Origin of the sequence: Streptomyces minutiscleroticus, from assembly GCF_014650875.1 — a bacterium.
GTDB lineage: Bacteria > Actinomycetota > Actinomycetes > Streptomycetales > Streptomycetaceae > Streptomyces > Streptomyces minutiscleroticus.
In genome coordinates this window covers 735,672-755,724 of the sequence record NZ_BMVU01000001.1, presented here as the reverse complement: position 1 = coordinate 755,724, position 20,053 = coordinate 735,672, and the positions used below count along the sequence as shown (strand labels likewise).

At 73.2% G+C, this 20,053-nt stretch carries 15 protein-coding genes; 7 read left to right on the top strand and 8 right to left on the bottom strand.

Translation table 11 applies throughout. From position 1 onward, the window contains the following. The first annotated feature begins 283 nt into the window (after positions 1-283). Positions 284-1,234: a hypothetical protein gene (locus IE271_RS03055; protein ID WP_190188522.1), complete on the top strand. Its 951-nt coding sequence runs from the start codon at positions 284-286 to the stop codon at positions 1,232-1,234. A gap of 338 nt (positions 1,235-1,572) precedes the next feature. Here the strand turns inward: IE271_RS03055 and IE271_RS03050 are convergent, their stop codons facing one another. Continuing rightward, positions 1,573-2,004, bottom strand: coding sequence for a Rieske (2Fe-2S) protein (locus IE271_RS03050; protein ID WP_190188521.1), 432 nt, complete (start codon positions 2,002-2,004; stop codon positions 1,573-1,575). Positions 2,005-2,239: 235 nt separating this feature from the next. Here IE271_RS03050 and IE271_RS03045 point away from each other — a divergent pair, with 235 nt between their 5' ends. After that, positions 2,240-3,262, top strand: a complete 1,023-nt coding sequence (locus IE271_RS03045; protein ID WP_190188520.1) for a LacI family DNA-binding transcriptional regulator — start codon at positions 2,240-2,242, stop codon at positions 3,260-3,262. Beyond that, a complete protein-coding gene (locus IE271_RS03040; RefSeq protein ID WP_190188519.1) occupies positions 3,259-4,167 on the top strand; it encodes a carbohydrate kinase family protein in 909 nt (302 codons plus the stop codon). The genes IE271_RS03045 and IE271_RS03040 overlap by 4 nt, the downstream gene beginning before the upstream one ends. A gap of 193 nt (positions 4,168-4,360) precedes the next feature. Here IE271_RS03040 and uvrA read toward each other — a convergent pair whose 3' ends face one another. Next, the gene (gene uvrA, locus IE271_RS03035) at positions 4,361-7,402 is read right to left on the bottom strand and encodes an excinuclease ABC subunit UvrA (RefSeq protein WP_190188518.1); all 3,042 of its coding nucleotides are present in this window, start codon (positions 7,400-7,402) and stop codon (positions 4,361-4,363) included. Between the two features lie 224 nt (positions 7,403-7,626). On the opposite strand from uvrA, the gene IE271_RS03030 reads away from it, so the two are divergent. Both IE271_RS03030 and IE271_RS03025 read left to right on the top strand, forming a co-directional pair. Continuing rightward, a complete protein-coding gene (locus IE271_RS03030) occupies positions 7,627-8,316 on the top strand; it encodes a maleylpyruvate isomerase family mycothiol-dependent enzyme (RefSeq protein WP_190188517.1) in 690 nt (229 codons plus the stop codon). 9 nt (positions 8,317-8,325) lie between these two features. After that, positions 8,326-8,982, top strand: a complete 657-nt coding sequence (locus IE271_RS03025; RefSeq protein ID WP_190188516.1) for an MBL fold metallo-hydrolase — start codon at positions 8,326-8,328, stop codon at positions 8,980-8,982. Positions 8,983-9,124: 142 nt separating this feature from the next. Here IE271_RS03025 and aroQ read toward each other — a convergent pair whose 3' ends face one another. Further along, entirely contained in the window at positions 9,125-9,598 is a 474-nt protein-coding gene (aroQ, locus tag IE271_RS03020) for a type II 3-dehydroquinate dehydratase (RefSeq protein ID WP_190188515.1), read from the bottom strand. Positions 9,599-9,723: 125 nt separating this feature from the next. Between aroQ and IE271_RS03015 the strand changes: the two genes are divergently transcribed. Together IE271_RS03015 and IE271_RS03010 are read left to right on the top strand one after the other, a co-directional pair. Continuing rightward, positions 9,724-10,842: a S66 family peptidase gene (locus IE271_RS03015; protein WP_190188514.1), complete on the top strand. Its 1,119-nt coding sequence runs from the start codon at positions 9,724-9,726 to the stop codon at positions 10,840-10,842. Positions 10,843-10,921: 79 nt separating this feature from the next. Further along, positions 10,922-12,229, top strand: a complete 1,308-nt coding sequence (locus tag IE271_RS03010; protein WP_190188513.1) for an MFS transporter — start codon at positions 10,922-10,924, stop codon at positions 12,227-12,229. Between the two features lie 53 nt (positions 12,230-12,282). Here IE271_RS03010 and IE271_RS03005 read toward each other — a convergent pair whose 3' ends face one another. From IE271_RS03005 to uvrB, 5 genes are all read right to left on the bottom strand, one after another. Beyond that, positions 12,283-13,383, bottom strand: coding sequence for a calcium:cation antiporter (locus IE271_RS03005; RefSeq protein WP_190188512.1), 1,101 nt, complete (start codon positions 13,381-13,383; stop codon positions 12,283-12,285). A gap of 161 nt (positions 13,384-13,544) precedes the next feature. Continuing rightward, positions 13,545-14,534, bottom strand: coding sequence for a TerC family protein (locus IE271_RS03000; RefSeq protein WP_190188511.1), 990 nt, complete (start codon positions 14,532-14,534; stop codon positions 13,545-13,547). A gap of 284 nt (positions 14,535-14,818) precedes the next feature. After that, a complete protein-coding gene (locus IE271_RS02995) occupies positions 14,819-16,921 on the bottom strand; it encodes a TerD family protein (protein WP_190188510.1) in 2,103 nt (700 codons plus the stop codon). Positions 16,922-16,965: 44 nt separating this feature from the next. Then, positions 16,966-17,544: a TerD family protein gene (locus IE271_RS02990; RefSeq protein ID WP_190188509.1), complete on the bottom strand. Its 579-nt coding sequence runs from the start codon at positions 17,542-17,544 to the stop codon at positions 16,966-16,968. A 346-nt stretch (positions 17,545-17,890) separates the two neighbouring features. After that, complete coding sequence (uvrB, locus tag IE271_RS02985; RefSeq protein WP_190188508.1) at positions 17,891-20,020, bottom strand: excinuclease ABC subunit UvrB; 2,130 nt, start codon at positions 20,018-20,020, stop codon at positions 17,891-17,893. Positions 20,021-20,053 lie beyond the last annotated feature (33 nt).

Sequence of the window (20,053 nt, the reverse complement as noted above, 5' to 3'; positions counted from 1 at the left end):
CGCGCCGTGCGGCGCGGCGGCCCGGCGGGGGCGGGGTCCGCGCGCCGTGACGTGCGGCGGCCCGGGGAGGGCGGCCGTCCGGGCCGGGCCGGCGTTCCGTGGCCGGTTCGAGACGCCTCGGGTGTTGTCCGGGCATGATCAACACGCTTCAATGCGGGAGAACTTGGGGGCGTGAACGACGTCGTACGGACGTGACCGGTTCCGTACGCCGGCCGGGTGGCCCCTCCGACCGGCGCGCACGGCCCGAGCCGGCCGTTGTGATCACCCACGAGAGAGGCCCTCGATGCGGCACGGCACACAGCACGCGGACGCCGCCGCGGCGGCGGAACTGGAGACGGTCCTGCGGGGCGGCCCGTTCCACGCCGCGCTGCGCGCCGCGATCACCGCCCGCGGTCTGCCCCTGCAGCGCGTCCAGCACCACCTGTCCCGGCACGGGGTCAGGGTGGGGGTGACGAGTCTGAGCTACTGGCAGCAGGGCGCACGGCGCCCGCAGCGGCCGGAGTCCCTGCGGGCCGTACGCGCCCTGGAGGAGATCCTCCAGCTGCCGGAGGAGTCCCTCATACGGCTGCTCGCGCGGGACGGGGAGGCCCCCGGCCCCGAGCGCCCCGCCGTCCGCTCCTACCGCTCGCTCATGGACGCCTCGGACGTCCTGGACAAGCTCCGCGCCGAGCTGGGCTCCCCGCACGACGGCGGGCTGCACACCCTGGGGCTGCACGAGCACGTCCGCATCGGGGCGCGCCGCGAGCTGCTGGGGCACGAGTCGCACCACATCGTGCGCGCCCACAAGGACGGCGTCGACCGCTTCGTGGCCGTCCACCACGGGGACCCCGGCTGCGACCCGGACCGCACCACGGTGCACGCCCTGGAGAACTGCCGCACGGGCCGTGTGCGCCGGCACCGCGGCACCGGCGTCGTGGCTGCCGAGCTGCTCTTCGACACCCGGCTGCACACGGGCGACACCTTCCTGTTCCGCTACGGCTTCGAGGACGGCACGGCGGACGCCTCCCACGAGTACGTGCGCGGGTTCGGGCACGCGGGCGGGCAGTACGCGCTCCAGGTGAGGTTCGCCGAGGGGGCGCTGCCGGTGCGCTGCCACCGGTTCGCGCAGCACTCGGCGGCCGCGCCGCGCGTCGACCGCCGGGAGCTGCCCCTGAGCGAGCACCACCGGTCGGTGCACATGGTCGAGCCGCGCGTGCGGTCGGGGCTCGTGGGGATCGGGTGGGACTGGGAGTGACCGGCCGGGACCGGGACGGACGCACGCCGGCCGGGAGTGCCGGGCGGGCCCGGGAGCGGGGGACGCCAGCCGGGAGTGCCGGCCGGGTCCGGAAGTGACGGACGCCGGCCGGGGATGCCGGGCGGGCCCGGGAGTGACGGGCGCCGGTCCTGGCCGGTGATCGGTGTCCGGCGCGTCCGGCCGTCCGGCAGGTGTGTGCGGGCGGCTCGACGCGTACGGACGGCCCGGCACGCACGGGCGGACGGCCCGGCACGCACGGGCGGGCGGCCCGGCACGCACGGGCAGGCGGTCCGGCGGGCGGGCGCGGGCGGTCCGCCATGCCGTGCCGCCGGCCGGGGTCAGGCGCTCGGGCCCGCCACGATCCTGCCGTCCTCCGCCCGTACGGCGACCTCCGGGAGGGGGACCGTCGCCGGCTCGTGCAGCACCTCGCCGGTCGTGGCGTCGAACTCGCTGCCGTGGCAGAAGCAGGTCAGCTTCGTCCCCGACAGCTTGCTGATGGGGCACCCCGCGTGCGTGCAGACCGTGCTGTACGCCTTCAGGCCGCCGTCCTGCGCCCGGCTGACGACGACGTTCGCGTCACGGAACAGCTTGGCGCCGCCCTTGGGCACGTCGCTCTCGGCGCCCAGGTCGACCGGCGCGGTCGGACCGGCGGACGCCGCCCGCCCGCCGTCGCCCCCGCCTCCGCACGCGGTCAGGCCGAGTCCGGCGAGAGGGGTCAGGGCCGCGCCGCGCAGAACGGCGCGGCGGCTCGCGGGCGGACGGCCGGGCATGGCGTCTCCACAGGTCGGAAGGGGCGATGACAGTGCGGGACGCACGATACCGGTACGTATCGCTCCGGCTCGGGCGGGGCGGACCCGCCAGGTCCGGATGAGACGTAAACGCTTGCGCAAACGTTTACGTACACCACCCGCCTGGGATACGTTCCCCTGCGACAGCCGGGTGCGGTGGCGACGGCCGCGCACCTGGACCAACGGGTTCCGGCGACTGCGGGGCGGAGGGAGCGGCATGGCCACCATGGCCGACGTGGCGCGGCGCGCGGGGGTGTCCGTGGCCACCGTCTCGCACGTCCTCAACGGCACGCGCCCGGTGCGGCCCGCCACCCGCCGGGCCGTGCTGGACGCCGTCGACGAGCTCGGCTACACGCCCAACACGCTCGCGAGGTCGCTGGTCACCTCGCGCACCCGCTCCATCGGCCTGGCCGTCTCGGCCATCAGCAACCCCTACTTCACCGAGATCCTCCAGGGCGTGGAGGCGGCCGCTCTGGAGCACGGCTACGGCCTGCTGATCGCCGACCCGCACGACGACCCCGTGCACGAGCTCAAGGCCGTGCGGCTGCTGCACGAGCGCCGGGTCGACGGCATGATCGTGGCCCCTTCGGCCGCCCCGGACGGCCTGCTCGGCTACCTGGGCCGGCACGCCGTGCCCACGGTCCTGCTGGACCGGCTGGTCGGCGGCGCGGGCGCCGCCTTCGACCAGGTGTGCGCGGAGAACGCCGAGCCCGTGGCCCGGCTGGTCACCCACCTCGCGGACCTGGGCCACACCCGGATCGGCCTCGTCGCCGGGGCACCGGGCCTGAGCACCACCACCGAGCGGATCAGCGGGTACCGGCACGGGCTCGCGGCCGCCGGGCTCCCCTTCGACGAGCGGCTCCTCGTGCACGGCGACTCCGAGGCGACGGCGGCGCGGCACGCCACCGACGCCCTGCTCTCGCTGGCCGTGCCGCCCGGGGCCCTCGTCACCGCCAACAACGCCATGACCGTCGGCGCCCTGCGCGCCCTGCGCGAGCACGGCCTGTCCGTACCGGACGACCTGGCCCTGTGCTGCTTCGACGACTTCCCCTGGGCGGACCTCCTCTCGCCCGGGCCGACCGCGATCTCCCAGCCCGCGCGGGAGATCGGGGCCTGCGCCGTCCGGTTGCTCCTGGACCGGCTGGCGTCCCCCGGCCGGGCGGCCCGCACCGTGCGGCTGCCCTGCGCCTTCGTCCACCGCAGCTCGTGCGGCTGCCCGGAGAAAGGACCCGTCCTGTGATCGTCGTCGCCGGTGAGGCTCTGATCGACCTGGTGCCGAGGGAGGCGGGGGCGCTCGCCGCCCTCGACCCGCGCCGCGGCGGCGGCCCGTACAACACGGCGCTCGCCCTCGGCCGCCTCGGCTCCCCCGCCGCCTTCTGCTCCCGGGTCTCGCGCGACCCCTTCGGCGAGGCGCTGCTCGACGGCCTGAGGGAGGCGGGCGTCGACGTGGCGTCCGTGCAGCGCGGCGTGGAGCCCACGACGCTCGCCGCGGCCACGCTGGACGCGGGCGGCTCGGCCCGGTACAGCTTCTACGTCGAGGGCACCGCGGACCGGCTGTTCACGGCGCCCGACCGGCTCCCGGAGGGGACGCGGGCGGTGTCCTTCGGCACCTGTTCGCTGGTCCTGGAGCCGGGCGCGAGCGCGTACGAGGAGCTGATGCGCCGGGCCGCCGCGCAGGGCGTGTTCACCGCCCTCGACCCGAACATCCGCGCCGGTCTGATCGCCGACCCGGACGCCTACCGGGCCCGGTTCAAGAGCTGGCTGCCGTCGGTGACGCTGCTGAAGCTGTCCGAGGAGGACGCGCAGTGGCTCGGGGACACCCCGCGCGAGTGGCTGGCCGCGGGCCCCTCGGCCGTGGTGGTCACCCGGGGCGGCGACGGGCTGACGGTCCTCACGCGCGACGGCTCGGAGTACGCCGTCCCGGGCGAGCGGGTGGACGTGGTCGACACGATCGGCGCGGGCGACACGGTGAACGCCGCCCTGCTGCACGGGCTGTCCGCCCGCGGCGCGCTGTCCGCCGACGGCCTGGCGGGCCTCGGCGCCGACGGCTGGCGCGAGCTGCTGACGTTCGCGGCGCGCGCGGCGGCGGTCACCTGCTCGCGTGCGGGCGCCGAGCCCCCGTACGCCCACGAGCTGGGCCTTTGAGGCGCGAGGGCGCGAAGGCACGCGTACGGACGCACCGCGGCCCCGCGGGAGGGTTCCCGTGGGGCCGCGGCGCGTCGGTCGTCGAAGGGGCGGCCGGCAGCAGCCGTGAGGGGCCGGCGGGCGCCTCCTCCCCGGGCCGAACCGCCGTGAGCGGTGCGGGTGCCCGTCCCGGGACGGGCACCCGCACGCCCTCTCAGACCTTGCGCGTCTTCGTGGCGGCCGTCTTCTTCGCGGCCGTCTTCTTCGCGGCCGTCTTCTTGGCGGCGGTCTTCTCGGCGGTGGCCTTCTTGGCCGTGGTGGTCCTGACCGTCGCCGTCCTCTTCGCCGACGCCCCGGCCGCCACGGTCCTGCGCGAGGCGCGCGCGGGCTTCGCCGGGGCGGCGTCGCTGATCCGCTCCGCGCCCAGGATCTCCCGCAGGAACTTGCCGGTGTGGCTGGCGGGCTCACCGGCGACCTGCTCGGGCGTGCCCTCGGCGACGACGACGCCACCGCCGCTGCCGCCCTCGGGACCCATGTCGACGATCCAGTCGGCGGTCTTGATGACGTCGAGGTTGTGCTCGATGACGATGACCGAGTTGCCCTTGTCGACCAGGCCCGACAGCACCTTGATCAGCTTGCTGATGTCCTCGAAGTGCAGACCCGTGGTCGGCTCGTCGAGCACGTACACCGTGCGCCCGGTGGAGCGCTTCTGCAGTTCGCTCGCGAGCTTCACGCGCTGCGCCTCGCCACCGGAGAGGGTCGGCGCGGACTGGCCGAGCCGGACGTAGCCGAGACCGACGTCGTTCAGCGTCCTCAGGTGACGGGCGATCGCGGGCACCGCCTCGAAGAAGCCGAGGGCCTCCTCGATCGGCATGTCCAGGACCTCGGCGATGGACTTGCCCTTGTAGTGGACCTCCAGGGTCTCCCGGTTGTATCGCGCCCCGTGGCAGACCTCGCAGGGGACGTACACGTCCGGCAGGAAGTTCATCTCGATCTTGATGGTGCCGTCGCCCGAGCAGTTCTCGCAGCGGCCGCCCTTGACGTTGAAGGAGAAGCGGCCCGGCTGGTAGCCGCGCACCTTCGCCTCGGTCGTCTCCGCGAACAGCCGGCGGACGTGGTCGAAGACGCCGGTGTACGTCGCCGGGTTCGACCGAGGTGTGCGGCCGATGGGCGACTGGTCGACGTGCACGACCTTGTCGACGAGGTCGTCGCCCTCCACGCGCGTGTGCCGTCCGGGGACGGTGCGGGCGCCGTTCAGCTCGCGCGCCAGGTGCGTGTACAGGATGTCGTTGACCAGCGTGGACTTGCCGGAGCCCGACACGCCCGTGACGGCCGTGAGGACGCCGAGCGGGAACGACACGTCGATGTTCCGGAGGTTGTTCTCCTTGGCGCCGTGCACGGTGAGCCGGCGGTCCGGGTCCACGGGGCGGCGGGCGTCCGGGACCGGGATGGACCTCTTCCCGGACAGGTACTGCCCGGTCATCGACTCGTCGTTGTCCAGCAGCTCCTTCAACGTGCCGCTGTGGACGACCTTGCCGCCGTGCTCGCCCGCGCCGGGGCCGATGTCGACGACCCAGTCGGCGACCTTGATCGTGTCCTCGTCGTGCTCGACGACGATGAGCGTGTTGCCCATGTCGCGCAGCCGGACCAGGGTCTCGATCAGCCGGTGGTTGTCGCGCTGGTGCAGGCCGATGGAGGGCTCGTCGAGGACGTAGAGCACGCCGACGAGGCCGGAGCCGATCTGCGTGGCCAGGCGGATGCGCTGCGCCTCGCCGCCGGAGAGGGTGCCCGCCGCGCGGTTCAGCGACAGGTAGTCGAGGCCGACGTCGACCAGGAACCGCAGCCGTTCGTTGACCTCCTTCAGGACGCGCTCGGCGATCTTCTTGTCGCGCGCGTTGAGCTCCATCCGGCCCAGGAACTCCGCGCAGTCGCTGATGGACATCGCGGAGACCTCGGCGATCGACTTCCCCTCGACCGTGACCGCGAGGACGATCGGCTTCAGGCGCGTGCCCTCGCAGGTGGGGCAGGGCACCTCGCGCATGTAGCCCTCGAAGCGCTCGCGGCTGGTGTCGCTCTCGGCCTCGCTGTGCCGGCGCTTCACGAACGGCACGGCGCCCTCGAAGGACGTCGTGTACACGCGCTCGCGGCCGTAGCGGTTGCGGTAGCGCACCTCGACCTGCGTCTTGTGCCCGTACAGCAGGGCCTTCTTCGCGCGCTGCGGGAGACCGGCGAAGGGGATGTCGGTCCGGAAGCCCAGCGCGTCCGCCAGCGCGCCGATGAGCCGGCCGAAGTACTCCTTGGTGTGCCCGTGCGACCAGGGGTGGATGGCGCCCTCGTCCAGGGACTTGTCCTCGTCCGGGACGATCAGCTCGGGGTCGACCTCCATGCGCGTGCCGATGCCGGTGCACTCGGGGCAGGCGCCGAAGGGCGAGTTGAAGGAGAAGGAGCGGGGCTCCAGCTCCTCGAAGGACAGGTCGTCGTACGGGCAGTAGAGGTGCTCCGAGTACATGCGCTCGCGCTCGGGGTCGTCCTCGGGGAGGTCGACGAAGTCGAGCACCACCATGCCGCCGGACAGGCCGAGCGCGGTCTCCACGGAGTCCGTCAGCCGGCGCTTGGCGGAGTCCTTCACCGTGAGGCGGTCGACGACCACCTCGATGGTGTGCTTCTCCTGCTTCTTCAGCGTCGGCGGGTTGGTCAGCTGGACCGTCTCGCCGTCGACCCGGGCGCGGCTGTAGCCCTTGGTCTGGAGGTCGGCGAAGAGGTCGACGAACTCGCCCTTGCGCTCGCGCACCAGCGGCGACAGCACCTGGAAGCGGCTGCCCTCGGGCAGCGCCAGGACCTTGTCCACGATGGCCTGCGGCGACTGGCGCGAGATGGGGCGGCCGCACTCGGGGCAGTGCGGCTTGCCGATGCGCGCGAAGAGCAGGCGGAGGTAGTCGTAGACCTCGGTGATGGTGCCGACCGTGGAGCGCGGGTTGCGCGAGGTCGACTTCTGGTCGATCGAGACGGCCGGGGACAGGCCCTCGATGAAGTCGACGTCGGGCTTGTCCATCTGGCCGAGGAACTGCCGGGCGTACGAGGAGAGCGACTCCACGTAGCGCCGCTGGCCCTCGGCGAAGATCGTGTCGAACGCGAGCGAGGACTTGCCCGACCCGGACAGACCCGTGAAGACGATGAGCGAGTCGCGCGGGAGGTCGAGCGAGACATTCTTGAGGTTGTGCTCGCGCGCGCCACGGACGATGAGACGGTCGGCCACGCCGGTCCGCACCTTTCTAGAGAGAAGTGACAGGGGCCGGGGCCCCCGTCTCTCACAGACTAGGGGGAGCCACTGACAGCGCCGGTCGGTTTCTTCCGGTGACAACAGTCCCGGGTCTTCCAGCATGCCCGACGCCGGAACCGAGCTTATAGCACGTGCATTCGATTTACGGGTATTCCCGGCCCGCTTCACCCGAAGGTGTGGCGCGGCTATCGTCGGCGTCCATGACCGATCACGCACGCGACCTGGAGTCTGTACGGCGGGCGACCGAGCGGCTGCTCAGCGCAGCCGCCCGCTTGGACAACGCCGGTGTGACCGAGCCGTCACGGCTGCCCGGCTGGACCCGCGGCCACGTCCTGGCCCACCTGTCCCGGAACGCGGACGCCCTGGCGGAGGTGTTCGCGGGACGCCCGATGTACGCCTCCCCCGAGGCGCGGGACGCCGACATCGAGCGGGACGCGCCGCGCCCGCTCGCCGCGCACCTCGCCGACCTGCGGGAGAGCGCGGACCGCCTGCGGGAGGCGGAGGCGGCGACCGCGGACTGGTCCCGCACGGTGGAGCTGCGCAACGGCGTGACCGACGTCGCCTCCCGGGTGCCGTTCCGGCGCTGGGCCGAGGTCGAGCTGCACCACGTCGACCTGGACGCCGGTTACGAACTGGAGGACCTTCCGGAGGAGTTCACCGACCGGGAGATCGCCTTCCTGGCGGAGCGGTTCGACGGGCACCCGGAGGTGCCCCCGGTGCGCCTCGACGCCGGGGACGGCCGCTCCTGGACCACCGGCGGCGGGGCCGGGGGCGGCACCGTCGGGGTGCGCGGGACGGCCGCCGACCTCCTGGGCTGGCTCTCCGGCCGCCGCGACGGCAGCGCGCTGGACGTCACCGGAGGGCTGCTGCCCGTCCTGCCCCCGCTATAGGCTGACGCCATGACGTACAGCGGAGCGGTGAGGGTCGGTGGCCCTGCGGACGTGCACGAACTGCGGGACCTGATCATCACGAAGGTCGCGGTCGGGCCGATGGACAACAACGCCTATCTGCTGCGCTGCCGCGCCACGGACGAGCAGTTGCTGATCGACGCGGCCAACGACGCCGGGACGCTGCTCTCGACGGTCGGCGCCGACGGCCTGGTCTCGGTCGTCACCACCCACCAGCACGGCGACCACTGGCAGGCGCTGGAGGAGGTCGTGGCGGCCACCGGCGCGCGCACGTACGCGGGACGGGACGACGCGAACGGCATCCCGGTCCCCACGGACGTCCTCGTCGACGACGGCGACACGATCCGCGTGGGGAACGTGGAGCTGACCGCCCGGCACCTGGTCGGGCACACGCCGGGCTCGATCGCCCTGGTCTACGACGACCCGCACGGGCACCCGCACGTCTTCACCGGGGACTGCCTCTTCCCCGGCGGCGTGGGCAACACCCGCAAGGACCCGGAGGCGTTCGCGAGCCTGATCCGCGACGTGGAGACGAAGATCTTCGACGCCCTGCCGGACGAGACGTGGGTCTACCCGGGGCACGGCGACGACACGACGCTGGGCGACGAGCGCCCGCACCTGCCGGAGTGGCACGCGCGGGGCTGGTGAGCGGTCCGCCGGCACGGCGGCCGGGCCGGCGCGGCCGTGCGCGCGCCGGCCGCACGCCCGCGGCCGCCGCTCTCCGGCAGAACCGTCGGGACCGGCGCCTGCCACTCCCCCGAGGGACCGCCCCGGCCCCTCGCCGGGCCTCTCAGGCCCCGGCCCTCCCCGGCCCGGCCAGCGCGGCGACCCGGTCCACCGCGAACGCGTACCCCTGCACGCCGCAGCCCGCGATCACGCCGTCGGCGCGCAGCGAGACGTACGAGTGGTGGCGGAACGCCTCCCGCTTGTGGATGTTGGAGATGTGGACCTCGACGACCGGCAGGCCGTCGCAGGTGTTGAGGGCGTCCAGGATCGCCACGGAGGTGTGCGAGTAGGCCCCGGGGTTGATGACGACGCCGCAGTGGTTCAGGCGCGCCTCATGGATCCAGTCGACCAGGACGCCCTCGTGGTTGGACTGCCGGAAGTCGACCGTGGCGCCGTGCGCGTCCGCCGTCTTCCTGCACAGCGCCTCGACGTCGGCGAGGGTCTCGGAGCCGTAGATCTCCGGCTGCCGCGCACCGAGCAGGTTCAGGTTGGGGCCGTTGAGGATCATGATCGGGGCGCTGGCGACGGTCTGGGGCACGGTTCCTCCGGTCCTGCTGGTCAGGGGCTGCGCCGCTCCGCTGTGCCGGAGCCGCGCCGCGGGCTGCTGCCCGGACCCGGTTTATCACGGTGCGCGGGGACGGCGGCCGCCCGTACCCTCCGGTCATGGCCCTGCCCGACTCCCCGTCCGCGACCGGTCACGGCGTCCGGGACGACGGCGTCCGGGACGCCCCGGACGTCCGGTTGCCCGCGTACCCGCCCAAGCCGGTCCCCGGCGACCGGATCGCCGTGGTCTCGCCGTCCGCCGGGCTGCCCGGCCTGTTCCCGCTCCCCTACGAGCTGGGCCTGGAGCGGCTGCACACGGAGTACGGGCTCGAACCGGTCGAGTACCCCGCCACCCGCGCCATGGGGGCGACCCCGCGGGAGCGCGCCGACGACCTCCACGCGGCGTTCGCGGACCCGTCGGTGAAGGCCGTGATCGCGAGCATCGGCGGCGACGACCAGATCACCGTGCTGCCGCTCCTCGACCGGGAGCTGATCCGCGCGCGCCCCAAGCCGTTCTTCGGCATGAGCGACAACACGAACCTGCTCGCGTACCTGTGGAACTGCGGCGTCGTCGGCTACCACGGCGCCTCCGTGATGTGCGAGCTCGGCCGCCCCGGCGCGATGGACCCGCTGACGGCGGAGTCACTGCGGGCCGCCCTGTTCACCTCCGGGCCGTACGAACTGCGCCCCGCCGCCCGCTTCCGCGAGGTGGACCTCCCCTGGGAGGACCCGGCGACCTTCGCCCGCGCGCCGGAGACCGAGCCGGGCTCCGGCTGGACCTGGCACCGGCCGGACCGCGTCGTCGAGGGCCGCTCCTGGGGCGGGAACGTGGAGATCCTGTCCTGGCTGCTGATGGCGGACCGCGAGATCGCCCGCGATGCGTCCGTGTACGACGGCTGCGTGCTGTTCCTGGAGACCTCCGAGGACATGCCGCGCGCGGACGACGTCTTCCGGATCCTGCGCAGCATGGGCGAGCGCGGACTGCTCCAGCGCTTCCGTGCCCTGCTGATGGGGCGCCCCAAGGCGTGGTCCTTCGAGCGGCCGCTCGCCCCCGCGGCCCGGGCCCGCTACGTGCGCGACCAGCACGAGGCCGTCCTGCGGGCCGTGGACGCGTACGCCCCGGACATGACGGTGGTCCTCGACGTGGACCTCGGGCACACCGATCCGCAGCTGGTGATCCCCTACGGGGGCACCGTGCGCGTGGACGGCCCGGCCCGGCGCGTCACGGTCACGTACTGACGCCGGGCGGGCGCCCCCGCACCCCCGCACGCCCCACCCGAGCCCGTGACCCTGCGTGACCGCCGCAGGTTGAACCGGCATGCACGATGTACGCGGAGTGAAGACGCCGTCCATGCCGCGGCTGGCGGCCGCCTCGCTCGCCGGGACCGCGATCGAGTTCTACGACTTCTTCGTCTACGGGACGGCCGCCGCGCTCGTCCTCGGGCCGCTGTTCTTCCCGACGTTCTCTCCGGTGGCCGGGGTGCTGGCCGCCTTCGGGACGTTCGGCGTGGGCTTCGTGGCGCGGCCGCTCGGCTCCGTCCTGTTCGGGCACGTCGGGGACCGGCACGGGCGCAGACCGGTCCTCGTCGCCTCGCTGCTGCTGACCGGCGCCGCGACCGTCGCCGTCGGCTGCGTGCCGACGTACGCCTCCATCGGGACGGCCGCTCCCGTACTGCTGCTCGTGCTGCGGTTCCTGCAGGGGCTCGGGCTGGGCGGCGAGTGGGGCGGGGCCGTGCTGCTGACCGCCGAGCACGCCCCGGCCGGGCGGCGCGGGCTGTGGGCGAGCTTCCCGCAGATCGGCCCCGCGCTGGGGTTCGTGCTGGCCAACGGCGTGATGCTGGTGCTCTCGGCGACGCTCACGGACGCGCAGTTCGCGGCCTGGGGCTGGCGGATCCCGTTCTGGGCGGCGGGCGTGCTCGCCGTGGCCGGGCTGTGGCTGCGCTCGTCGCTCGTCGAGAGCCCGCAGTTCCTGCGCATCGAGCAGCCCGCGCGCGTGCCGGTCGCCGAGGTGCTGCGCGATCACTGGCGGCTGGTCCTGCTGACGGCCGGGGCGCTCGCGGTCGGGTACGCCGTCTTCTACTCGGTGACGACGTGGTCCCTCGCCCACGCGACCGAGCGCCTCGGGGTGAGCCGCACCGTCATGCTGGCGTGCATCATGGCCGCCGTGGTGGTGAAGGGGGCGCTCACCCCGGTGTTCGCACTCCTGGGCGACCGGTTCGGGCGGCGGCCGCTGTGCCTGGCCGGCAGCGCCGCGGCCGCCCTGTGGATGTTCCCGATGGTCGCCCTGCTGTCGACCGGCGAGCCGCCGCTGATGTTCCTCGGCTTCCTGGTGGCGATGCTCGCGTTCATCACCATGTTCGCCGTGATCGCCGCCTATCTGCCGGAGCTGTACGAGCCCCGGGTGCGCTGCACGGGGGCCGCCGTGGGCTACAACCTGGGCGGGGTGCTCGGCGGCGCGCTGACCCCGATCGTGGCGACGGCCGTGGCGCACGGCGAACGGGTCCCCTGGGGCGTGGCCGCGTACCTGACGGGCATCGCGCTGCTGAGCCTGGGCTGCTTCGCGCTGCTGCCGGAGACCCGGCCGGTGCGGGTGGCGGCGGCGGAGACGGGGGCCACCACGGGGTAGGCCCGGACGGGAAAGGGGTGGTGGGGGGCGGGGCGGGGGCCGGGGGAACGGCCTTACGGGTTGGCCGCCAGCTCCAGGTACGCCGCGAACACCACGAGATGCACGCCGCCCTGGAGCAGGGTCGCGCGTCCCGGCACCACCGTCAGCGAGCCGACCACGACGGTCAGCGCGAGCAGCACCATATGGGTGGCGCCGAGCCCGAGGACGAGCGGCCCGGAGAGCCAGACGGAGGCCAGGGCGACCGCGGGGATGGTCAGGCCGATGCTGGCCATCGCCGAGCCCAGGGCGAGGTTCAGGCTGGTCTGCACCCGGTCACGGCGGGCCGCGCGCAGCGCCGCGATGGTCTCGGGAAGCAGGACGAGCAGGGCGATGACCACGCCGACGACGGCCTGCGGCAGCCCGGCCGCGGCGACGCCCGACTCGATGGTGGGCGAGACGCCCTTGGCCAGCCCGACCACGCCCACGAGGGCGAGCCCGAGCAGGCAGAGACTCACCACGGCGGTGCGGGTGGTCGGCTCCTCGGCGTGCTCGTCCGCGGCGATCACCTCGCCCTGCCGGGTGATCGGCAGGAAGTAGTCGCGGTGGCGCACGGTCTGGGTCGCCACGAACAGCCCGTACAGGACCAGTGAGGCCAGGGCCGCGAAGGTGAGCTGGACCGTGGAGAACTCGGGTCCCGGCTTACTGGTGGTGAAGGTGGGGACGACCAGACTGAGCGTGGCCAGTGTGGCGACCGTCGCGAGGGCGGCACCCGTGCCCTCGGGGTTGAAGACCGCGACCCCGTGCCGGAGCGAGGTGACGAGCAGGCTCAGGCCGACGATACCGTTGCAGGTGATCATCACTGCCGCGAAGACCGTGTCGCGGGCGAGGGTCGCGCTCTTGTCCCCTCCGTCGGCCATCAACGTGACGATCAGGGCCACTTCGATGATCGTGACGGCGACGGCGAGGACGAGGGAGCCGAAGGGCTCCCCGACGCGGTGCGCGATCACCTCGGCGTGGTGGACGGCCGACAGGACGGCCGCGGCGAGCACCAGCGTCACCAGGGCGACCAGCGGCCCGGGCAGGTCGCGGCCCCAGGTGAGGACGAGCAGGACGACCGCGACCACCGGGACACCGGTCGTCCACTGCAGCGCGGGGGACCGGAGGTGGACGGGCATGCAGCGATCGTCGCAGAGGTGAACGGGCCCCGCACCCCGGCCGGACGGCGCCCCGGACTCGCCCGCCACGCCACGCTCCGGAACGCCGGAAGCGGTACCCGGCGCCGTGCCGCGTACCGCTTCCCCGCCCGTCGGACCCCGGCCTCCGGGGTCCGGCGCGGCTAGGCGTCGATGTCCTGCCCGCTCCTCTTCGCGGACTCCTGGGCCTCCGCCTCCTTCTTGGAGGCGATCAGGCTGGTGATCGTCGTGACGACCAGGACGGCGCAGATCACGCCCAGGGAGACCGGGATGGAGATCTCGGGGACGTGGACCCCGGACTCGTGCAGCGCGTGCAGCACCAGCTTCACGCCGATGAAGCCGAGGATCACCGACAGGCCGTAGCTGAGGTGGACCAGCTTCTTGAGCAGTCCGCCGATGAGGAAGTACAGCTGGCGCAGACCCATCAGGGCGAACGCGTTGGCCGTGAAGACGATGTACGGGTCCTGCGTGAGGCCGAAGATCGCCGGGATCGAGTCCAGCGCGAAGAGCACGTCGGTGGTGCCGATCGCGAGCATGACGACCAGCATCGGGGTCATGACCCGCTTGCCGTTCTGCTCGATCCACAGCTTCGTGCCGTGGTACCGGTCCGCCACGCCGAAGCGCCGCTCGGCGGCCTTGAGCAGCCGGTTCTCCTCGTACTCCTCGTCCTCCTCGTCGGCCCTTGCCTCCTGGATCAGCTTCCAGGCCGTGTAGATGAGGAAGGCGCCGAAGATGTAGAAGACCCACGAGAAGCTCGCGAGGATGGCGGCGCCCGCGGCGATGAAGACGGCCCGCAGCACGAGCGCGATCAGGACGCCGACGAGCAGGACGCGCTGCTGGTACTGCGACGGCACCGCGAACTTCGTCATGATCAGGACGAAGACGAAGAGGTTGTCGACGCTCAGCGACTTCTCGGTGATGAAGCCCGCGAAGAACTCGCCGGACGGCTGCCCCCCTCCGAAGATGAACAGCCCCAGGCCGAACAGACACGCCAGGGTGATCCAGACGACCGTCCAGATACCTGCTTCCTTGATCGACACGTCGTGGGGCTTGCGGCCGATGAAGAAGTCGACCGCGATGAGGGCCACCAGGCCCACGATCGTCAGAACCCACAGGGTCAGGGATACATCCACTGCGCCTCCGGCAGTACGTAACGGCATGTACAGCGTCGTCGCTGCCGGAGGTCTCTTCCACCCGGGACGCGCGGGACGCGGGATGCGCCGTGCGTCGCGGGCCGACGCCCCGGGATCCGGTCGGATCCGTACTGACGGGTGCGCCGCAGTTGTCAGGGAGTACTCCCCTCCGCACGGACAACAGTACCCGCTTCACCAAGGAAAGGTAAAGTATTCAGTAAAGAAAGATACAAACCTGCTGCTCAGAACCGGTTTGTAAAACCTTGACAGTTCGTCGGAGCGTGTCAGCGGCCCCACGAGCGGCGGGTCTCGGCGAGCCGGGTCAGCACCTGTTCCAGCACCTGGCTGCCGGGCGGCACGAGCGCCGGCTCGTACGTCCACGCATGCCCCACCCAGGGGTCGATCAGATGGTCGTCGGCGACCGGCGTCAGCCGCAGCAGCGAGCGCCAGAGCGGGTCGAGCAGCGGCCCGTACGCGGCGGCGTCCTCCCGGTCGGCCACCAGCATCAGGTGCACGCCGACCGCCGGGCCCTCGTCCGCGAGGTAGCGCAGCCGGGTCACGGCGCGGTCGTCGAAGCCGTGCGGGAAGTCGTTGACGATCAGCAGCTGTGCGGCGGTGTCCAGGCCCGGCGGCAGGGCGTCGGCCGCGCCGCCGCGCACCGCCATCTGCACCAGGTCGACGCGCTCGGTGAGCCGGGTCAGGACGTCGTCCACCCCGGCGGCCCCGGTGGCCGGCGCTCCGGCGAGCACGCCGGTGCGCACGAGGGGCGCGAGGGAGGGGGCGCCGGCACCGGCGGCGTCGACGACGTGCACGGCGAACTCGCCCGGCGGGTGCACCGCGAGCAGCCGCGCCGCGTGCGCCACCGCCGTGTCCATGGCGAGCCGGCGCACCGTACCGGAATCGGCGGACATCCCCTCCGGCGACGCGGCGCGCCCGCTGTCGATCCACAGGCCGCGTTCGAGGGGCAGCCGGACCAGCATCGGGATGCGCAGGCCGCCGCTCTCGGGCAGCCGCAGATCGCCCAGGCGCAGGGCCATGGGCAGCTCCATGGGCACCCGGTAGCCGTGCCAGACCGGGTTGTCCCAGCCCGCGTACGCCGGCGGGAGGGCGGGCTCGACGACCTCCGCCTCGGCGGTGAGCTGGGCGAGGTCGCGGTCCAGGGCCTCCCTGGCCCGGTCGACGAGCTGGTCGTGCTTCGCGCGCGCCGCCTCCCGCGCGGCGTCGCCCCGGCCGCCGATACGGCTGCGCGGGTCGGACAGGACCTTGTCGAGCTCCTGCTCCCTGCGCGACTCGGCGAAGTCGACGGCGCTGCGGTACGCCGCCGTGGCGCGGGCCAGGTCCTCGAACATGCCCCACACCTGGTTGTAGAGCCGCTCGTCCATGGACCAGCCGGTCGCGTCGCCCGCGACGGGCCGTGCGGGCCCGTCCGGGCCGGTCTGCGGTGCGGCCGGCTGAGGCGTCGGGGCCGCGGCGGGGCGCCGTCCCGGATGGCTGTAGTCGATGCGGCCGCCACCGGGTCCGGCCGCGGCGGCCGGGGCGGACCGCCCGGTTCCCGCGGGGTGCCCGGGCTGCGGGGCGGCGGGGTCCGGCTGCCGGGGAGCCGCGGGCCCGGTGGGGTCCGCGGGGCGGCCGGGCTGCGGGGTGCCGGACGCCGGGGTGCTCTGGGGACCGCACGGGGAGCCGGGCGGCTGCGGAGGAACCGGCTGGGGCGGTACGGGGCCGGGCGCGCCGTGCGGCGTGGCGCCGCCCTGGTCGGATGCGGCCGCCGGTGCCGCCGGCTGCCGCAGCAGGTCGCTGCTCCCGGCGGGGTGCGGCGCGGGCACCGAGCGGGCGATCCCCCGGGCCACCGCCTCGTGGACGTCCCCGGCGATCCGGTGGGCCCGGTCCGCCAGGCCCAGGTCGGTGAGGAGCTCGGCGAGGCCGCCCGCGTACCCCTGGCCGACGGCGCGCACCTTCCACGCGCCCTGTCTGCGGTAGAGCTCCAGCGCGACGACGGCCGTCTCGGAGTCGAGTCCGGTGACGGTGTAACTGGCGATCCCGGTGCCGTCGACTCCGGTGACCGCGACGAACGGGGCCGCGACGGCGCCGAAGCGGGCCGGGCCGCCGGCACCGGAGGGCAGGGCGAGCAGCACGTCGACCCGGTGCACGGCCTCGGGGAGGACGTCCAGGTCGACCGCGAGGCGGTGGTCGGCGGCGGCCTGCCGGGAGACCTCCAGACCGGGCAGTACGGGCGCCCCGGGGTGGGCCACCTGTTCGGGTCCGGCGGCCCTGCCGTGCTCGTCGCAGAGCACGGCGCCCGCCACGACCGGTCCGCCGGCCGACACCCGGATCTCCAGTCGGGCCCGGGAGAGCGGATGGTTCTGCCCCCGGACCAGTTCGGCCGTCATCGCCTTCGTCCCCCCCGTCGCTCTCGCGCCGCTCGGCCGGCCGCCTACAGGTGCGGCAGGATCGCCGGCATCAGGTCCTGGAAGGTGCGGCCGTTGGCCGGGGTGCCGAGGGCGGTCATCTGCCAGCCCTGGCCCGCGCGGTGCACCTTCGCCATGATCTGCGCCGTGTACTGGCCGCCGCCGGCCAGGGTGTAGCGGGCCAGCTCCTGGCCGTTGGTCTCGTCGACCAGGCGGCAGAACGCGTTCTGCACCTCCTGGAACGTCTGGCCCGTGAAGGAGTTGACGGTGAAGACGATCTGGTCGATGTGGACCGGGACGCGCGCGAGGTCCACGAGGACGGCCTCGTCGTCGCCGCCCTGGCCCGCGCCGCCGACCAGGTTGTCGCCGGTGTGCCGCACGGAGCCGTCGTCGCTGACGAGGTGGCGGAAGAACACCACGTCGACCGGCTGCTTGTCGGCGAACAGCACGGCGGAGGCGTCGAGGTCGATCTCCCGGGTGCGCGAGCCGAACAGGCCGCGCCGCGGGGCCGCCTGCCAGCCGAGCCCCATGCGCACCGCGGTCAGGGTGCCCCCGTCGTTCTTCTGCAGACTGATGGCCTGACCCTTGGTCATGTTGACCGTCACGTGCCGTCCCCTCTCGTGCCGTTCCCCTGTTGCCGCACGTCGTGCGGTTGACCAGAACCCTACGCAGCGGCGCCGACGGTGCCGTAGCTCACGTCGCACTTTGTGTCGGTCTTGCAACACAGCCCGCGTACGCGCCGGGCACCCGTACACGCGGTGCGGGCGGGCCCGGGAGAGCCCGCCCGCACGTGGGCCGTTCCGCCGGGAGCCGTACCGTTCTACCCGTCAGGCCGGTCAGGCCGGTCAGGCCGGTCAGGCCGGTCAGGCCGGTCAGGCCGGTCAGGCCGGTCAGGCCCGGAATCCTACGGTCCGGCCGCCGGGCCGGTCGGGAGCCGTACGGCCCGGCCGGTCAGGCCAGGCCCGCCTCCTTCATCTGGCGCAGCTCCTTCTTCATCTCCGACACCTCGTCGCGCAGCCGGGCGGCGATCTCGAACTGCAGGTCCGCGGCGGCGGCCCGCATCCGGTTCGTCAGGTCCTCGATCTGCCCGGCGAGCTCGGCCGCCGGCCGGTCGGTCGGCACCGCTGCCTTGCCCTTCGCGGCCTTCGTGCCCTTGCCTGCCTTGCCGAGCGCCGGGACCGGGGCCTTCGCGCCCTTGCCGTCCTTGGACTGGCGGTAGCCCGTGCCGAGCAGCTGCTCCGTGTCGACGTCCTCGCGGGCGATCTGCGACACGATGTCGTTGATCTTCTTGCGGAGCGGCTGCGGGTCGATGCCCCGCTCCTTGTTGTACGCGATCTGCTTCTCCCGGCGCCGGTTGGTCTCGTCGATGGCCTTCTCCATCGCCGGGGTGATCTTGTCGGCGTACATGTGGACCTGGCCGGAGACGTTGCGCGCCGCGCGGCCGATGGTCTGGATCAGGGAGGTCCCGGAGCGCAGGAAGCCCTCCTTGTCGGCGTCGAGGATCGCCACCAGGGAGACCTCGGGCAGGTCGAGGCCCTCCCGCAGGAGGTTGATGCCGACCAGGACGTCGTACTCACCGGCCCGCAGCTCGCGCAGCAGCTCCACGCGGCGCAGCGTGTCCACGTCGCTGTGGAGGTAGCGCACCTGGATGCCGAGCTCCAGGAAGTAGTCCGTGAGGTCCTCGGCCATCTTCTTGGTGAGCGTGGTGACCAGGACGCGCTCGTCCCGCTCGGTGCGGGTGCGGATCTCGTGCACCAGGTCGTCGATCTGGCCCTCGGTGGGCTTGACCACGACCTCGGGGTCGACGAGGCCGGTGGGGCGGATGATCTGCTCGACGTGCCCGTCCGCGCGCGAGAGCTCGTACTGCCCGGGGGTCGCCGACAGGTAGACGGTCTGGCCGATGCGCTCCTGGAACTCCTCCCACTTCAGCGGGCGGTTGTCCAGCGCCGAGGGCAGCCGGAAGCCGTGGTCGACGAGCGTGCGCTTGCGGGAGGCGTCGCCCTCGTACATGGCGCCGATCTGGGGCACGGTGACGTGCGACTCGTCGATGACGAGCAGGAAGTCGTCGGGGAAGTAGTCGAGCAGCGTGTTCGGCGGGGAGCCGGGCTCGCGGCCGTCGAAGTGCATCGAGTAGTTCTCCACGCCGGAGCAGGTGCCGATCTGGCGGAGCATCTCGATGTCGTACGTGGTGCGCATGCGCAGCCGCTGGGCCTCCAGGAGCTTGCCCTGCTTGTCCAGGACGGCGAGGCGCTCCTCCAGCTCCTTCTCGATGTCGTTGACGGCCCGCTCCAGGCGCTCCGGGCCCGCCACGTAGTGGGACGCGGGGAAGACGTAGAGCTGCTGGTCGTCGCTGATGACCTCGCCGGTGAGGGGGTGCAGCGTGGACAGCGCCTCGATCTCGTCGCCGAACATCTCGATGCGGACGGCCAGCTCCTCGTAGACCGGGAAGATCTCGATGGTGTCGCCGCGGACGCGGAAGGTGCCGCGGGCGAAGGCCAGGTCGTTGCGCGTGTACTGGATGTCGACGAAGCGGCGCAGCAGCTCGTCCCGGTCGATCTCGTCGCCCACCCGCAGGGGGACCATGCGGTCCACGTACTCCTGCGGCGTGCCCAGGCCGTAGATGCAGGAGACGGAGGCGACCACGACGACGTCGCGGCGGGTGAGCAGCGAGTTCGTCGCGGAGTGGCGCAGCCGCTCGACCTCCTCGTTGACCGAGGAGTCCTTCTCGATGTAGGTGTCCGACTGCGGGACGTACGCCTCGGGCTGGTAGTAGTCGTAGTACGAGACGAAGTATTCGACGGCGTTGTTCGGCAGCAGCTCGCGGAACTCGTTGGCCAGCTGGGCGGCCAGCGTCTTGTTGGGCGCCAGCACGAGCGTGGGGCGCTGGAGCTTCTCGATCATCCACGCGGTGGTCGCCGACTTGCCGGTGCCGGTCGCGCCGAGCAGGACGACGTCCTTCTCACCCGCGCGGACGCGCCGCTCGAGCTCGGCGATGGCGGTCGGCTGGTCGCCGCTGGGCTGGTAGGGGCTGACGACCTCGAAGGGTGCCACCGTGCGTTCGATCTTGGTTACGGGCCGCATGCCATCCACCGTACGACCCCGCACTGACAACCG

Coding starts and splice junctions, on each gene's coding strand:
- IE271_RS03005 (WP_190188512.1), bottom strand. CDS start 13,383: ATGCCCGTCCACCTCCGGTCCCCCGCGCTGCAGTGGACGACCGGTGTC.
- IE271_RS03050 (WP_190188521.1), bottom strand. CDS start 2,004: ATGCCCGGCCGTCCGCCCGCGAGCCGCCGCGCCGTTCTGCGCGGCGCG.
- IE271_RS03045 (WP_190188520.1), top strand. CDS start 2,240: ATGGCCACCATGGCCGACGTGGCGCGGCGCGCGGGGGTGTCCGTGGCC.
- IE271_RS03030 (WP_190188517.1), top strand. CDS start 7,627: ATGACCGATCACGCACGCGACCTGGAGTCTGTACGGCGGGCGACCGAG.
- IE271_RS03025 (WP_190188516.1), top strand. CDS start 8,326: ATGACGTACAGCGGAGCGGTGAGGGTCGGTGGCCCTGCGGACGTGCAC.
- IE271_RS03015 (WP_190188514.1), top strand. CDS start 9,724: ATGGCCCTGCCCGACTCCCCGTCCGCGACCGGTCACGGCGTCCGGGAC.
- IE271_RS02995 (WP_190188510.1), bottom strand. CDS start 16,921: ATGACGGCCGAACTGGTCCGGGGGCAGAACCATCCGCTCTCCCGGGCC.
- IE271_RS03010 (WP_190188513.1), top strand. CDS start 10,922: ATGCACGATGTACGCGGAGTGAAGACGCCGTCCATGCCGCGGCTGGCG.
- IE271_RS03055 (WP_190188522.1), top strand. CDS start 284: ATGCGGCACGGCACACAGCACGCGGACGCCGCCGCGGCGGCGGAACTG.
- uvrB (WP_190188508.1), bottom strand. CDS start 20,020: ATGCGGCCCGTAACCAAGATCGAACGCACGGTGGCACCCTTCGAGGTC.